At 56.4% G+C, this 15,119-nt stretch carries 13 protein-coding genes; 2 read left to right on the forward strand and 11 right to left on the reverse strand.

Translation table 11 applies throughout. The features are described 5' to 3' along the window. Window positions 1-217: 217 nt before the first annotated feature. Window positions 218-727, reverse strand: a complete 510-nt coding sequence (locus SH139x_RS14690) for a hypothetical protein (RefSeq protein ID WP_488355943.1) — start codon at window positions 725-727, stop codon at window positions 218-220. A 350-nt stretch (window positions 728-1,077) separates the two neighbouring features. On the opposite strand from SH139x_RS14690, the gene SH139x_RS14695 reads away from it, so the two are divergent. Together SH139x_RS14695 and SH139x_RS14700 are read left to right on the forward strand one after the other, a co-directional pair. Beyond that, entirely contained in the window at window positions 1,078-2,010 is a 933-nt protein-coding gene (locus SH139x_RS14695) for a hypothetical protein (protein ID WP_488355944.1), read from the forward strand. A 97-nt stretch (window positions 2,011-2,107) separates the two neighbouring features. Continuing rightward, window positions 2,108-3,814 carry a DUF6798 domain-containing protein gene (locus SH139x_RS14700; RefSeq protein ID WP_488355945.1) on the forward strand — a complete coding sequence of 569 codons (1,707 nt, stop codon included), beginning with the start codon at window positions 2,108-2,110 and terminating at the stop codon, window positions 3,812-3,814. A gap of 9 nt (window positions 3,815-3,823) precedes the next feature. On the opposite strand, the gene SH139x_RS14705 is transcribed toward SH139x_RS14700, so the two are convergent. The 10 genes from SH139x_RS14705 to SH139x_RS14750 form a co-directional block, all read right to left on the reverse strand. Continuing rightward, window positions 3,824-4,537 (reverse strand): hypothetical protein, encoded by a 714-nt coding sequence (locus SH139x_RS14705; protein ID WP_488355946.1) that lies wholly within the window; start codon window positions 4,535-4,537, stop codon window positions 3,824-3,826. Window positions 4,538-4,607: 70 nt separating this feature from the next. Further along, a complete protein-coding gene (locus SH139x_RS14710; protein WP_488355947.1) occupies window positions 4,608-8,261 on the reverse strand; it encodes a secretin N-terminal domain-containing protein in 3,654 nt (1,217 codons plus the stop codon). Window positions 8,262-8,474: 213 nt separating this feature from the next. Next, window positions 8,475-9,200 carry a hydrogenase nickel incorporation protein HypB gene (hypB, locus tag SH139x_RS14715; protein WP_488355948.1) on the reverse strand — a complete coding sequence of 242 codons (726 nt, stop codon included), beginning with the start codon at window positions 9,198-9,200 and terminating at the stop codon, window positions 8,475-8,477. 77 nt (window positions 9,201-9,277) lie between these two features. Next, on the reverse strand, window positions 9,278-9,670 hold the full coding sequence (locus SH139x_RS14720) for a hydrogenase maturation nickel metallochaperone HypA/HybF (protein ID WP_488355949.1): 393 nt from the start codon (window positions 9,668-9,670) through the stop codon (window positions 9,278-9,280). Beyond that, window positions 9,663-10,277: a hypothetical protein gene (locus SH139x_RS14725; RefSeq protein ID WP_488355950.1), complete on the reverse strand. Its 615-nt coding sequence runs from the start codon at window positions 10,275-10,277 to the stop codon at window positions 9,663-9,665. The genes SH139x_RS14720 and SH139x_RS14725 overlap by 8 nt, the downstream gene beginning before the upstream one ends. Beyond that, on the reverse strand, window positions 10,267-11,601 hold the full coding sequence (locus SH139x_RS14730; protein ID WP_488355951.1) for a Ni/Fe hydrogenase subunit alpha: 1,335 nt from the start codon (window positions 11,599-11,601) through the stop codon (window positions 10,267-10,269). Before SH139x_RS14730 ends, SH139x_RS14725 begins: the two co-directional genes overlap by 11 nt. Next, entirely contained in the window at window positions 11,598-12,422 is an 825-nt protein-coding gene (locus tag SH139x_RS14735; RefSeq protein WP_488355952.1) for an NADH-quinone oxidoreductase subunit B family protein, read from the reverse strand. The genes SH139x_RS14730 and SH139x_RS14735 overlap by 4 nt, the downstream gene beginning before the upstream one ends. 4 nt (window positions 12,423-12,426) lie before the next feature. After that, the gene (locus SH139x_RS14740) at window positions 12,427-13,266 is read right to left on the reverse strand and encodes an FAD/NAD(P)-binding protein (RefSeq protein WP_488355953.1); all 840 of its coding nucleotides are present in this window, start codon (window positions 13,264-13,266) and stop codon (window positions 12,427-12,429) included. A 65-nt stretch (window positions 13,267-13,331) separates the two neighbouring features. Continuing rightward, on the reverse strand, window positions 13,332-14,528 hold the full coding sequence (locus SH139x_RS14745; protein WP_488355954.1) for a 4Fe-4S dicluster domain-containing protein: 1,197 nt from the start codon (window positions 14,526-14,528) through the stop codon (window positions 13,332-13,334). A gap of 4 nt (window positions 14,529-14,532) precedes the next feature. Further along, the gene (locus SH139x_RS14750; protein WP_488355955.1) at window positions 14,533-15,006 is read right to left on the reverse strand and encodes a Crp/Fnr family transcriptional regulator; all 474 of its coding nucleotides are present in this window, start codon (window positions 15,004-15,006) and stop codon (window positions 14,533-14,535) included. Window positions 15,007-15,119: the final 113 nt, after the last annotated feature.

A 15,119-nucleotide genomic window follows, 5' to 3' on the forward strand; every position in this document is an offset into this window, starting at 1 on the left:
AAGAAATGCCCCCCACGAGGCCAGCTCGTTGGGGCCATGAAAGGCTAATTCCGTTTTGACGGTAATCCTAACTCGCAGCGTAAGCGAGGGAACGCCTTGCGCGAAATCCCTCGCTTACGCTGCGGGTTATGAAAAAATCCCTCGCTTACGCTGCGGGTTACGAAAACACCGCAATTACAACGAACGTGGTGCTGTCCAGTTAGTTACCCGCGAACCTTTAGCGGCGAGTGGTGGAGCACAAGCCCTCAGCGTTCTGACCTTCCAACGCTTCCCGCAATTGACGATTCTCCAATTGCAGTTGAGCGTTCCGTACTTCGAGTGTTTCCAATCGCTCGCGCACCGCATTTAATTGCGTGGCAACTTCTAACCAGAAATCGCCGTCGCGGAACTTAATCACGGGTTGAGCAATGCCCTCGGCCATTCGCTCCAATGACTTGCGAACTCGATACATCGGGCCAGCAAAACGATTACTCATTTTCAGACTGTCATACAGGAACATCGGCAGGACCAAGACCATAATCGTGATCTGTGGCACCTGCTCCATGAAGGCTCGATTGCACGCTTCGACAAAGCTGTAGTCGACCAGGTCAAAGAGCACCCGCAGTGAAGCGCTGATGCCAATCAACAGGGCAAAGAAAGTAACCCAGTGGTAAGTTAACCGCCGAGCCAAAGCCCACTGAACTGTCGGGTCGATGACAACACGCGTTCGATTTGAATTGAATGACATAACGTATTCAGCTGGAAAGCGTGGCGAGATGGTTATGGGAAACTTTGCCGAGTCCGAAATCGAATCGTCTGAGCTAATTCGAACCTCACAAACCTAGGCCCCAATGGTCATTGGGGTGGTGCAATTTGAATTAGATTCCTAGCGTTGAGTAAACCCGCCATGGTCTAATCGTGACGATTGCTGCAACCACTACATCGCCCCAAAAGCATAGACTCGGCAGGAGTGGTCGCTACCTCGGATTGCTGTTGCTTGCCAGCACGGTAAACCGAATCTGAATGGACGGGTGGTTAAGCTTTGCAGCCTCCCCGAGCAACTGAGCATGGATCTCTCGTAACCCGCTGGAGCATGGAATGCCCGCCTCGCAATTAATCAACCGCACCGGCAATGTTGCGTGTCAGGTCAGCCCGCAAACGGCACCGCGTCGTGATTCGTCGATGCTGCGGCGTGCCCTCCAACGCGTGTTGCTCGGCAGTCAATTGACGATGGGCGCTCTATTGATGACCGCGGCAGGTGGTACAGCCGACGTGGTCGCGCAGGCCCCCGAGCATGGAACCTTTCTTTCGGGGCTGAATCGTCTCGGACGCGTCGTCGGCTTTGGGTACAGCGACGGTTACCACGCTACGCGGCCAGGTCCTCCCAGTCGCCTGTGGGCGCTGCCGCCGCGACAAATTTGGGAAGAGCCCACGTTAGCGCACGGATACGGGCACCACCACGCGGCCGCTCCCAGCCACGACTACCAATATGGTTCACCCGCCTGGTTTCAACCGACGCCTCACGGCTCCCCGACTGTGATGGAAATGCAATCCCATCACGAGCCGGTGCCGACCTATTCAGAAGAGTCAAGTTTGTTGCACATGAGTCCGCCTCCGCCACAGGTAAACCAGCCGATGATGCCTGCGCCCGTTTACCAACCGCCGCAGCCAGCGGACATGTCTGGATCGATCCCTCCTCCCGTCATGGCGGCTCCCACCCTGCGATCCCAAGATCGTCAGCCACAAATCGACCAAGTACCAACAGAGAGGCCACGGGGAGAAGTGCTGCCCACGCCTCCGCCGGAACCATCGCCATCGGATTTGCCGATCACCGCGCCTTCCACCTCACCGAACGTGCCGCCCCAACCGTCAGCCGGTGAGCTATTGCCGGGGGGACGCGACCCGTATGCGAACCCGCAGACCGATCCGTTAAAGGCGATTGGCTGGAAGCGGCCTGGTATAATTCGAGAACCGCAACCCAATGGATATTACCATCAGGGTGCTCGCCCAATTCCGGCTCGGCGGCGATAATGGTTGTCAGCAATGCCGCTGGCCACTGCGTCGCTGGTCGGCGGATGGAGTTATTTGCCGACCTAGAAACCAGCCCGGCGTTTCAACCACTACTTCGATGAATGCCATCAATCGCACAAGCACTTCGAGACGTTGGTGGCTCCCCCTCGCCGAAACCTGTTTATTGCTGCTCGTGATTTTCGCGGTAGCTGGCAGTCCACCGCCGGCTGTAAATGAAGCTCACTATTTGGCCAAGGCGAAGAATTTTTGGCAACCCGATTGGTTGGCCAACGATCCTTTCGTTAGCAGCGGCAAGGCTCACCGCACTTTCTATTTCAGCTTTGGTTGGCTGCTGCAATTTTTTGACATGCCAACCGTTGCCTGGATCGGCCGGTTTGTTGGTTGGTTCATGTTGGCGATCGGCTTGCAACGACTTGGCCAACGGTTGTTTACTGATGAACTGTACGCTGCCGACAGACATTCCGCCGACCAAGACTCTGGCCGCAGCGTTCGCTCTCTGAGCTTGATCATGCTACCGGTGACGATAGTCTGGATGGCGGGAATCACTTACGCCAACTTGGCGGGCGAGTGGGTCATTGGCGGAATTGAAGCCAAGGTCCCGGCTTATGGATTTATGTTGCTGGGCCTAACGCAAATCGTGCGCGGACGTTGGAATTATGTCTGGCCATTGCTGGGCTCCGCCGCTGCCTTTCACGTGCTCGTCGGCGGCTGGTCGGTAGTCGCTGCGATGGTCGTGCGAGTTATCGATTGGCGTTGGTGGGGAAGTCAGCAGCCGAGCTGCCGCGAGCTGCTATGTCTGTGCATGGGCGGGGGCCTGGCACTGTTTGGGCTGTGGCCAGCATGGCAGTTAGCAGCGGGAGTTTCACCCTTTGACCAAATCATTGCCGCCCGCATTTATGCTTATGGTCGCCTTGGCCATCACTTGACTCCCAGCTCATTTCCCTGGCATTGGTATGTGCGGCACGGAGGCTTGGCGATCCTCACCGCCGGGGCGGCTTGGTCACTGTTGAAACACGCCGAGTTCAAAGAGCAAGCTCGTTGGCGACGTTTTCTATTGTTTGCCGCTGGTGGCCCGTTGATCGCCATGGTTGGATTGTTAGTCGGTTTGATCCCAGCGATCGACGGTGGGCTGGGTGCCAAACTGCTGCGATTCTATTGGTTTCGCATGACCGATGCCTTGGTCCCGCTCGCCGCTGCGATGGTTGCGCTCGGTTGGTTGGTGTTGCCAATACAGCACCGGCAACCCGCCGCGCGTTGGCGATTCGTTGCCGTTGCCTGGATCGTGCTGAGCCTGACGTTGGTGGCTCGCGATTACTTTGCGCAATTGCGGTATGATTTGCCGGCCGCCGTGGTTACGGCTCATGACGTGGTGCTGCCTGATCGACCAGCGATGACGATGGAAAGCAGAGCGGAGGTGTTTGCGGAATGGCAAGCGATATGCAATTACATTCGCCAAGAGACCAGCGAGGATGCGGTCTTCATCACGCCACGAGCCCAACATACATTTCGCTGGTACGCACGGCGGGCCGAAGTGGTCAATTGGAAAGACGTGCCCCAGGATGTGCCGTCGCTGCTCGATTGGGCGCGGCGGATCAATCGCATCTTTCCGATCAGCCTGCGGCGGAGGCACACGCCGCTGGAGTATGATGTGTTAGCCAGCCTGGCAGCCGACTATGATGCGAAATACATCCTAGTCGACTTGCGAGTCGTCACCGTAGAACCGCCGCTTCCACGCCTGTATCCAGAAAGGCTGGAGGCGGATACGACTTATGCACTCTACCGACTGCCAGTTGCCAGCCCTTAGCACGAATCCTTAACGCATTCGTTTGTTCATGTCGCTGCCCATGGGAATCGTCGTCGTGATGACTCCACTGCGTGGCACAGTTGACTGCTGTTGGGGTTGCCGACGGAAGCCAACTTGGCGAACATTTTCAGGAAGCGATTCCCCTCTTTGCTGCATCGCTTCCATTTGCTGGTTCTGCGGTCGCGACTGCATCAAACGGACTTGCTCGGGCACTCGTCCCGGCAAGACAACTACGGTGGATGCGCCTTGGAATGCGCTGCTATCTTTCGGTGTAAAGTTGGGCACCAAGGTAACCGTAGTCTGCATCCCGCCTTGGGCGTCCCACGGTATCCAGATGCTGTAAGAGGCGCCCAAGTCCGACTGACTGAAGTGACTGGTGAGTTGTTCGGAAGTAAAGGCAAACCGCCGGGTATGAGGTGGCGCTCCTTCGACTTCAGAATTCACATAAGCCACCACCAACAGTTCGCCTTCAACAGGCACCGCGCGGCTCTTCTCATCATAAAAGAATAACCGCCCGCCGAAGCCTCGCGTCGTCGTCTTGCCGGGCGAGCTGAGGGTATCAGGAGCCCACGTCGCCGCTAACTTGACTGGCCTCGGGTAGGGCTTCGGTTGCTTTTCCTTGCGATTTAGCGGATTTGGAATATTCCAGCCCTCGGTCGAAGTCAGTGACGCACATCCGCTGAACAGGAACATCCCACAAAGGGCAAACGTAAGAACTCGCATAACTCTACCTTGCTGGGTGAACTTGATCGAGATGAGATGTAGAAAAGCTGTCTCACTATCAGCAACGGTGTTATCGCACCGAGGGAATTCGCTGCGGCAACCGCACTGGTCGGGCCGCGGGATCGTCAGCATGGCGAACTTGACGCACGCCGCCGGTTGGGGCGACCGGATATACCGGCTCGATCACGCTGGGAGCGTTAGGTGCGTTTTGCGGTACCCCGTTAAAGCCGGGTGCACCTGGCCGCACGTTGACCGGACCGGGAACTCGCCCCGCAGGCTCTTCGATCATCTCTGGCACCATGATGTTGCCAGGATTGGACATCATTTCGCCTGGTCCCAATTCCGCTGCGGGTAAAATCTGCGGAGTCATATAAGCACGTTCAATATCATCAATCATCGGTGTGGCATCCGGATAAATCACTGGCCCGATCGCTGGGCCCCAGAGACCATATCCACCGTTGAGTCCGACATCGCCGTGCATCTCCACAACATCGGCCAGGCACCAGCTCATCCGACTTGACTCTTCTTGTTTGATGTATTCCCAATCCTCATCGCCACTGATAATTTGCGGCGTCATGATGATCAGCAATTCGGTGCGAGTCTCCCGCTCTTGGTCGTAGCGGAACAATGCGCCGAGATAGGGAATATTTGAGACGTAGGGTATTCTGCGACTGAACTGGCTTCGATCTTTCTGAATCAGTCCACCCAAGACGACCGTCTGGCCGGAATAGGCGGTGACCGTGGTCTGAGCTCGAGTTCGGTCGATTCGTGGGCTAAGAATCGGGTTTCCATTCACATCAAATCCAACCGGAATCCCTTCGGCAAGCGGGCCGACTCTGGAGCGTTCCGCGTCCACCTCTAAGCGTATCGTGCCGTCAGAACCGACGCGTGGCAGGATCTGTAGAATCAAACCGACTTCCTCGTCAGTCGTGGTAACCTGTGTGCCACCGACTGCACCCGCCTGGTTCACACCGCTGACTCGCGGCACCGTTTGTCCGACTTGCACCAAGCCAATCGTTTGATCCCGCGCGGTGATTACGGGGCGGCTCAAAATTTGTGCTCGATTGGCGTCTTGCAGTGATCGCAACAACAAGCTGACCGAGTCGCTGGCGGCGGCAAACACAAAGCCACCATAGCCGAAGGCGTCACTGGCACGTCCAAGCCCGAAGGTGCTCAAACTCTGCGGGGCGACCGTGTTGCTGCCCAACGTGTTGTTGTTCGGCAAGCCAGCTCCGTTGAAGTTAAATCCAGGATTCGACGGTGCACCTGCCAACCCACGATCAAATAGCAGGGAGTCTTGAATACCGAACTCCGAGCCCCACTCGAATCCATCTCCGAGGCGAACCTCCGCCAAAATGACCTTCACCATCACGTTCGGTGGCAAGCGATCAAGTTGGTCGATCATGCGGCGAATCGTCGGATAGAGACGGGGCGAAACACTGAGCAACAAGCTATTGGTGATTTCCTCACCGACCACAATCAGGTCGCGGTCCATGAGATCATAAACCCCGATGCCACCGGCACCGCCACCGCCACCTGGCTGAATGGTCTGGAAGCTTTGCTGACGAAGCTGGACGTATTGCTGAATTGCTGCGGCGACTTCCAGAGCGGGCGCGTTGCGAAGCCAGATGACTTCGGTTTCGCGAGCCGCAAAGCCTTCGGTGTCTAATCGCAGCACAATGCTCTCAACAACTTCCAGATCGCTTTCCGACCCCACGGCGATCACGCTATTGGTCCGCGGATCGGTAGAGAATCGCAATTGTACGAGCGAATTATCGGCAGCCGCAGTTTGCAGTGGCAAATTGAGCGCCCCGGCACCGCCACCTCCTCCTTGCTGTTGTTGAGCAGCAAAGAGTTCATTGAGCGCCGTGGAGACGGCCGTCGCGTCACTGAATTCTAATTGGAAGACTTTCACGAGCGCCTCGGCTCCCGGCAGTTGATCCAGTTGCTTAATCAACTCGCCAATGAGAGCCATGCTGTTCCCAGGACCACGCACAACCAAGGCGTTAGCGTTGTCGTCAGAGGTGACCACAACGTTGGCCAAGAGACCCGACTCGATCGTTTGCCCTGTCTCCGAATTCACTTCCAAGATGGAAAGTGTTGTTGAGGGCCGGGTAAAGTTTTCCGCCGCCGTGGCTTCGCCTTCGCCGTTGAGCGATGCTTGCAGCACTGGGGCCAATTCCGAAGCGATGGAGTTCTTCAGCGGGAACACTCGGATCGTGTCTTGAGCCGGTACTTGATCGACGTCGAGGTCTTGAATCAACCTGGAGACTTCCGACATATCACGCGGCGCGGCCTGCACAATCAAACTGTTGGTTCGATAGTCGGCGATAATGCGAACTCGCGTTCCCAACACGGGCCGCAAGTCCTCATCGCTTCCCGGACGCGCGGAGAAGAATTCTCGGATCGCCTCCTCCGCATCGACTGCTGAAGCGTTCCGCAAACGGAATACCTTGAGTTGCGTCGACGGTAGCACGGGTGTATCCAATTTGGCGACCAACTCAAGCGCCGCGTCGACAGCTTCCTTGCGACCGATCAACAACAAAGCATTTGGTTTCACTAACCCCGTGATGCTCAGAGAACTGCCACGCGTATTCAACACGTCGGTGTATAACTGGGTCACCAACGTGGCCATCGCTTCGCTGTCGACGTGCTGTAGTTGCACGATCTCGACCAGCGGCTGAGTCTCCACGGCGGCGTCTTCGATCTGTTTGATCACATCCATTACGCGTTGGACATCTTTCTTGGCCCCACGCACAATTAAGACACCCAGCTCCGGTACAAACTGAATTTGCACGTCACCAATGAGACCCCCTTCACCATCCTCGACTGGCATCTCGGCTTGACCAGGTGCCGCGGGATTGCCTTGTGGCGGTTGACCTGCCTGCGGTGCGCCGCCGCTTTGCTCTTGTTGGTTGAAGGCTGTCCCCATGAAGCGAACATTATTGCCGGCGACACCGACGGTGCTGTTGTCACCACTGCCGTTCATGGGACGAATCTGTCGCAGCAACCGAATCGCTCGTTGAATCGGAGCCGGCTCCGCATTCTGCAGACGAGTCATTTGCAAGACTTCGCCACTCGATACGTTCTGCATATCCAGAGAAGCGACAACTTGCTCCCAGCCAGCCATCATCGGCTCGGGGGCCACCACCGTGACCGCGTTAGCGCGACGATCGACCGTCACAGAAGCACGGCCAATTGGCTGGTCCACCAACTCGAAAGACGCCAGCTCGCCATTGCGAGTCGTGGTGCTTTGCAAACGTTGTCCAACCAGCGACTGCAGCCCATCCTCGAATTCACGCCATGAATTAGTCCTTAGCTGGAACTGCCGCGAAGTCGTGGCGGTTGAGATCTGACGACCGGCACGTTGCACATACCCGGAAGCCAGCATCTCACGAATTTCCGTGTCGATGCGCGGGTGCAAGTTGCGAGGCGCCAAAATGAGCAATTCGCCACGAGTCGTATCTGCCGTGATGCTGACGCCCGGAGATTGAGCATATTTCAGCCCCATCGAATTGGCGACGTCGTTCAAGACATAAGCTGGCAAGCTGAGGTTGCGAATGATGGATCGGGCGGCATCCGCATCGGGCCCCCGTTCGGCTGGCGACGCAGCGACACTCGGCTGCGGGCGAAACTGAGGCGGAGGCTGCTGTGCCCGGGAGTCGGAACTGGCGGTCGCCAGTGCCGCACCAACAATCGCAGCGAAGAGATGTTTGGTTTTCATAGCCATATTCGGATTGCGGTCTGTTCCGAGGGAAAAATTGAAACTGCCCGTTCCACCGCCCGGTATGGAACGCGCATCTCGAACGACCGTTCCCCGTGGCCTATCGAGCATTAGCGTCAGAATCGTCACAAACGACAGCACGCGCACAAGAAATGCTGAAACCAAACGGACGGAAGATGTCCCAGAGGCGTTAACGTAGGCAAGCTGTGCTGGTCACACAGTTGTTTCAGGCTGCGGGGAGGCGTTATCAACCCCAGAGATGGCAGCCCGCTGCAACATCAGCCGCCGCTGTTCATCCAACCAGTCACACCACGAGCCAATGCCCTCTTGATGAATCGCCGCTGTCGTCATCACGGTTAATTTGGGCTGAATTAGCTGGGCGTCGCTAATCACCGCCGCGGAAGAAAAAGGAACGTGCGGCAAGAGATCGCTCTTAGTGATCAGCATTGCGTCACTGGTGCGAAACATTTTGGGATACTTGCCCGGTTTGTCGTCCCCTTCGGTGGTGCTGACCAACACCACTCGCAAATGTTCCGCTAAATCATGCGATGCCGGACAGACGAGGTTGCCAATGTTTTCGATAAACAAAAAGTCATAATGCCGCTTGGGCAGCAGAGCCAACCCGCGCTGCACCAATTCCAATTCCAAATGACAGGCTCCCCCGGTGGTCAACTGTTGGACTGGGACATACGGCTGAAGTCGCACGGCATCCCGATCGGTGGCGATATCCCCCACCAACACGGCCATCGAGCGGTTGTTACCCCAGTGCTTGGCGGTCGCTTCCAAAAGAGCCGTCTTACCGGCACCGGGTGATGAAACCAAATTAATCACCAACGTGCCCTGTTGAGTAAACGCATCTCGAGCCGACGCCGCAGCCCGCTTGCGTCCCGCGTAAACATCTTCGTTGACGGCGATTGTTTTTTCCGTGGTGGCTTTCATTTTTTCTCCAACAAAGCAAGAAATCTACGTAGAATCTATCCGAAAACCCAAAAGAACCGCGGCTAGCGCCAAAGCGGCTAGTGGTTTTGGGATGTATTCTCAACACCGCGCGCCGCATTCTCTGGCGACGTGACCACTCGGACCGCTTTGATTATGACCGCATCGCCGCTGGTGATTTGCACCTCGCTCGATTCACAATGCGGACAAACAAAGCGAAACGACTCGACTTCAAAGGTCTGCTGGCACTCGCCACAACAAGCTAGCAGCGGCACGTGCTCAATCGTCAAACGACATGCGCCGAGCCCAGCCGAGTCCCGCAGCTGCTCAAAGGCTGCTTCGGCCAACAATGGCTCAATTCCCGACAGCGGCCCCACTGAAATAAAAATCTCACGCAAGTCGACGCTCGGCACGCCAGGCACGAACTGGGGCAATTGATTCAGCAATGATCGGATGACGGAAAACTCATGCACCTTGAACCTCTCGCAGCAATTGTTTCGCACAGACCTCTACCCAATCTGCTGTGGAAGCGGAAACACTGCTGACCGCCAAATCAGTCAAATCAACCCGAGGTCTCACAGCTGGCAAGCTGTACGTGATGATCGGTATCGTCCACAGATTCACCTCGCTCGGCAACATGCCCAACTGACCCGCCAGCGCCAACGAATCCAACAGACCGAATTGATGACTGGTCGCCGAGGCCAGCGAAGCGGCACTCAACTCAGCTGTGGCAACCTCGGCCAGTTCCAGTTGCCGCTGCAAAGTTAACTGCCCCGAGTCCTCAGCAAACTGCACCCGATAACGTTGCACGCCGAAGGAATCCCCCGCATCAGCGGGCACACCGACGTATTTGACGGCGTCGATAACATGAAGCGTGGAAGATTGTGTGATAAAATCTAACAAATCATGTGGTACAACCACATGATGCAGGGACAGTGGGCGTTTCCGCGGCGAATAAGGCTTGTTCAAAACAGGCTGTTCGGCTCTGCGCAACGCATCGATCACCATCCAACCAGCTTGATCATCCCCCTGAGGGCTGCCAACACCTGCGATCATGATCTCTGTTGGCTCAAGACTCACGAATGATCTCCAATTCTAGAAAGTGAGTCGCACAGCTGATGCAGGGATCGTAAGAGCGAATTAATCGCTCGCACGCTAAGCCAATCTCTTTATCACTGAGGGCTTCTTCCCCGTTGGTTGATTTTGCCTGAGTTAAAAGGCCCGGCAAGAGCGCCGTGAGATCGTGTTCGATTTGCCACTGGTTTTGCGATGTGGGGGGAATGATTTTTGCGAAGGAAATATTGCCTTGATCATCAAATTGATAACGATGATAAAGCAATCCGCGAGGCGCTTCGGTGGCCCAGCAGCCCTCGCCGGAGCGGTGTTGATAAACCTGGCGAGCCTGCGGACAACCGTCGTAGCCAGCGATAATGTCGACGGCTTCGTCAAACGCGTGGACTAACTCCAAAGCCCGCGCGACGATTGATTTGTAGGGATTATGACAAGGCCACTGGATCGGCACGCTCTCGGAAAGTTGTCGGGCAATGGGAGTCAGCTGATGACGGTTCAGGTTGACGCGAGCCAGCGGGCCAACGTGATAGGGAGTGCGACTGGGGAGACGAACGGCGTGCATGGCGGTGCTATGCGCGACTTGTTGCTCCTCGAAATAGTTCTCAAACTCTGACACATCGATATCAAGTCCCGCGGTCGAAACAATCCGGCCCTCGTTCAAGGGATACTCATCAGGGTGCTGCAACGCGACCATCTCGTAATGCTGTGAAAAATCTGGAAATTCAAACCCAGCAACCCACTGGACGACGTCGACCGCATCGTCGCGTGCTTTTAATAAGGGTTCACGCAGCGCGCGGAGTGCACCGCGATCGGGTGCTTTGTAGAAACCACCGACGGCAATATTGATTGGATGCGTGGCCCGCCCGCCCATGATCTCCAGTAAAGTATTACCGAGTTTTTTGAGCTGCAAACCGCGGCGAACTTCTCCCGGAAACAACTTGGCCAATTCCAAACTGTTCGCGCAGCCAAAAAAGTCGGGGATATGCAGCAGATGGAGATGCACGCCATGACTTTCCATCCACTCGCCACAATAGAGCAACCGCCGGAGGGCACGAATTTCGGGCCCGGGGTTAATCTCCAACCCCTGTTCGAGCGCGTGCACGGCTGACATTTGATAGGCGATGGGACATATGCCGCAAATCCGAGCCGTGATGTCAGGTGCGTCCTCGAGGGGACGGCCACGGAGCAACGCCTCGAAAAATCTTGGCGGTTCGTAAATGGCTAGCTGGACTTTGGCGGGTTGGCCGGCCTGGATGGTGACCTTCAGCGCTCCCTCGCCCTCCACGCGAGTCAGCGCGCCGATCTCGATCGTTCTGGTTGGTTCCCGGCTCATAGCGAAGTTCCCGGATCGGAGTTGGGATCCAAGTCGTCACCACATTGTTGGAACGCTTCCGCACAGGCGTTAAAGTTTCGCAGCAGGGGAACCAAGGTATGCGTCGTCGAGCCGGCCGCCAGGTACCAATCGGCTAGGGCTTGGCAATTCGGCTGGGCGGCGGGTCCAAAGCAGCCGTAGCAACCGCGTTGATAGGCGGGGCAAATTGCACCGCAGCCCGCTTGTGTGATTGGTCCCATGCAAGCGACATCCTGGGTAACTGCCACGCAAACCGCTCCGTTGCGTTTGCAATCGAGGCAGACGCTGTGGCTGGGAGTCTGCGGGGATTTGCCGATTAGCAACGACCGAATGACTTCCAGCAATTGATATTTCGAGATCGGACAACCGCGGAGTTCAAAATCGACCCGCACATGATCGGCGATCGGCGTGGAAGTCGATAAGGTATCGATATATTCAGGCTGGGCGTAGACGGCGCGGAGGAACTCGGCCCGGTCCGCCCAATTCTTCAGCGCTTGAATTCCTCCCGCGGTGGCGCAAGCACCGATGGTTATCAGATATTTACTGGACTCGCGAATTTGCTGGATACGTTGCAAATCGCCATAAGTGCTGATGGAGCCTTCGACCAAGGCAATATCATAAGGCCCCGCTTCGATCAGGCTGGAGGCTTCCAAAAAATGGACGATCTCCACCGCTTCGCCAATCTCCAATAGCTCGTCTTCGCAAGAGAGTAGTTGCAGCTGACAGCCATCGCAGGAGGCAAACTTAAAGACGGCCAACTTGGGTCTCTGGCGGTCCACACTTTGTGTCGGTTGCATATCCATGTGCTCAAAGATCCCTTGTTCTCAGCCACTTGCTGACGCGGTCATAGCGAAAGACCGGCCCATCTTTACAAATGAATTCAGGTCCCAATTGACAGTGTCCGCAAAATCCTATGGCGCAATTCATATGGCGTTCCAGGGTGACCCAGATGTTTTCCTGAGGAATTCTGTGTTCGAGCGCGGTCTTGGCAACATACCGCATCATCACCTCGGGACCACAGGTCATTACGTGCGTTGCGTGCGGACGCGGCAGGGTTAGTCTTTCCAACAGCAACGTCACCACCCCCACGTGCCCTCGCCAATCATCGCTGGGACAATCGACGGTAATTTGCACATCGATCTCATGAGCTCGCCACTCGTCGAGCGAGCTTTGGTAGATCAGATCGTCAGGAGAGCGAGCTCCGAGCAGCAAGAAAACCCGCTGGAAGCATCCGCGATAGCTGGCAATGTTGTCCAGCAGTGCCTTCAATGGCGCCAGGCCGATGCCGCCAGCCACCACGATCACGTCAACCGGTTCCTCGGCGGCGACAATGCTGCGGAACGGCCATGCGGTTCCATAAGGCCCTCGCAACCCCAGCGTGCTACCGACCGATAAACGTTGCAACCCCTGGGTCACCGCGCCCACGGCCCGCACCGTATGTAGCAACCGTTCGCCATCACGCGAAAGTCCAGCAATCGAGATCGCCGCCTCGCCGATCCCGGGCAGATAAAGCATATTAAATTGACCAGGCTGAAAAGCGGTGAGCGAGTGGCCTGGAATCGCTAATTCATATGTCGTGATGCCTGGAGTTTCAGGAGTCACGCGGCCGAGCAGAGCCGTTTGTGGTTGCCAAGGGTTTGATATCAAGATGTTTAGGCGGGGGCCGGAGTGTCGACGGGGGCCGGGGGAGCCGGCGACTGGCGCCGAAGCGATTACGTTATCTTACAGCTTTGGCTCTCTGACGGAGTGGCCAGCGTCAAACTGCGGCTGCCGTCGGGTTCTGCCCGCAGCGCGGCGACTTCTTCGGTCAGATCAATACCTACCGGACACCAAGTAATACAGCGTCCACAGCCGACGCAACCTGAGGAGTCGAACTGGTCATGCCATGTCGCCAATTTATGAGTCAGCCATTGACGATAACGGCTGCGACGGTCATCTCGCACGACGCCGCCAGCGGTATAGCTGAAGTCAAAGTTGAAACAGGAATCCCAACGCTGCACGCGATCTACTTGATCCCCAGCCAGCGAGGCAACTTCTTCCACCGTCGCGCAGAAACAAGTTGGGCAGACCATCGTGCAATTCGTGCAGGAAAGACACCGCTCAGCCACCTGATCCCAACGAGGATGATTCAAATGGTCCAGCAACAGGCTGTGAATATCTTTGGTGTCAAGCTGCTTGGTAATCTGTGCCTCTGCGCGGGCTTGCAGAGCGGCAGCGGTTTCTAAGGCGGTTTGGTTCGCGGGGCGCGAGTCGAGTTGTTCCAGAAATGCAGCCCCCCGAGTCGTGCCCACCTCGACGAGAAAGTCGGTTTCCAACTCAGTCAACGCAAGATCGAATACGCTGTCGCAACGTGGGCCAGTTTGCATCGACGTGCAAAAACAAGTGGTAGCCGCCACCGTGCACTGGACCGCGATGATCAACGCCGCTTGCCGGCGAGCCGCGTAAAAGGGATTGACGAATGGCCCTTCCATAAAAATACGATCTTGAATTTTGATCGCTGCCAGATCGCAGGCGCGGGCCCCCAGAAAAGCGTACTTTGGAGGGCTTTCCTCGGGAGTCTCAAAACTCCAGCCATCCTCACCGAGCGTGGCGGTGCCAATCTGTTGCCGCGAGGGAAACAAGAATTGTTTCCAAGCGTGCGGGCCGGCGTTGAATTGAAAGTAATTTTCATGCTGGCCCTCCAGCAATCGATATTTACCGGCTTGTTGCGAATCGCTGATCCCCTTGGGCAACGCCTCGATGCTGGTCAGTTCATCATAGACAATCGCCCCGGCGGATACTTGAGGGCCGACAACCGTGTAGCCGTCTTGGCGGAGCAAAGTCAGCAGGTGCTGTAACTCCGCTTTCGCGATCAACTGCTGCGGGGAAGCAACATCTTGGTCGGCATTTTCGTTTGTAAAGATCAGCACGATGCTAACGTCGATAGAGGTCGAGTAATTGCAAACGGGTGGCCAACAAACGACGCGATAGCATCTTGCTGACCGAACGCATGAAATGATAACCAAGCTTTGGGTTGGACTCTAACAGAGTTGTCAGCGTCGGTCCAGCAAATACCACGGCCTCCACAGGTTCAGTAACTGTGGCGGTGGTGGTCATGACCGCCTCCCCCACCAGCGCCGACCAAGCCAGCAGGTCACCAGCGCCTACGGATAGAATCGACCTGCGCCCATGACCGGTGGTCTCCATGTCGAGTTGGATGCTGCCGTCGCAAAGGAAATAGAGCTGTTCATGCTGTTCCCCTTCGCTGAATAAAACGGTGCCCCGGGGGAACGATTTAAGCTCACCCACCTCGGCGAGCGCCTCCAGATCGTCTTCGCAGCAGTCAACCAAGACCGGCAAACGACGGAGCGCGGCGTTGAGCCGAATTTGCGGGGAATCCAAGTCCATCGAGAGGTATCCCAGTGAGCGATCCCGAATTTACTTTACTGCGCTGCAAGTGAGCGATTATACAGTAGATGCCAGCGATCAACGGCAACGGTTAGGTGACAACCTGAACGCGC

This window comes from Kothea flammea, from assembly GCF_052161645.1.
Lineage (GTDB): Bacteria > Planctomycetota > Planctomycetia > Pirellulales > Pirellulaceae > Laterigemmans.

Bases quoted from the DNA above. Each gene is read 5' to 3' on its own strand.
- hypB (WP_488355948.1), bottom strand. From the start codon at position 9,200: ATGAAAGCCACCACGGAAAAAACAATCGCCGTCAACGAAGATGTTTAC.
- SH139x_RS14705 (WP_488355946.1), bottom strand. From the start codon at position 4,537: ATGCGAGTTCTTACGTTTGCCCTTTGTGGGATGTTCCTGTTCAGCGGA.
- SH139x_RS14750 (WP_488355955.1), bottom strand. From the start codon at position 15,006: ATGGACTTGGATTCCCCGCAAATTCGGCTCAACGCCGCGCTCCGTCGT.
- SH139x_RS14700 (WP_488355945.1), top strand. From the start codon at position 2,108: ATGAATGCCATCAATCGCACAAGCACTTCGAGACGTTGGTGGCTCCCC.
- SH139x_RS14735 (WP_488355952.1), bottom strand. From the start codon at position 12,422: ATGGATATGCAACCGACACAAAGTGTGGACCGCCAGAGACCCAAGTTG.
- SH139x_RS14695 (WP_488355944.1), top strand. From the start codon at position 1,078: ATGCCCGCCTCGCAATTAATCAACCGCACCGGCAATGTTGCGTGTCAG.
- SH139x_RS14690 (WP_488355943.1), bottom strand. From the start codon at position 727: ATGTCATTCAATTCAAATCGAACGCGTGTTGTCATCGACCCGACAGTT.
- SH139x_RS14710 (WP_488355947.1), bottom strand. From the start codon at position 8,261: ATGAAAACCAAACATCTCTTCGCTGCGATTGTTGGTGCGGCACTGGCG.
- SH139x_RS14730 (WP_488355951.1), bottom strand. From the start codon at position 11,601: ATGAGCCGGGAACCAACCAGAACGATCGAGATCGGCGCGCTGACTCGC.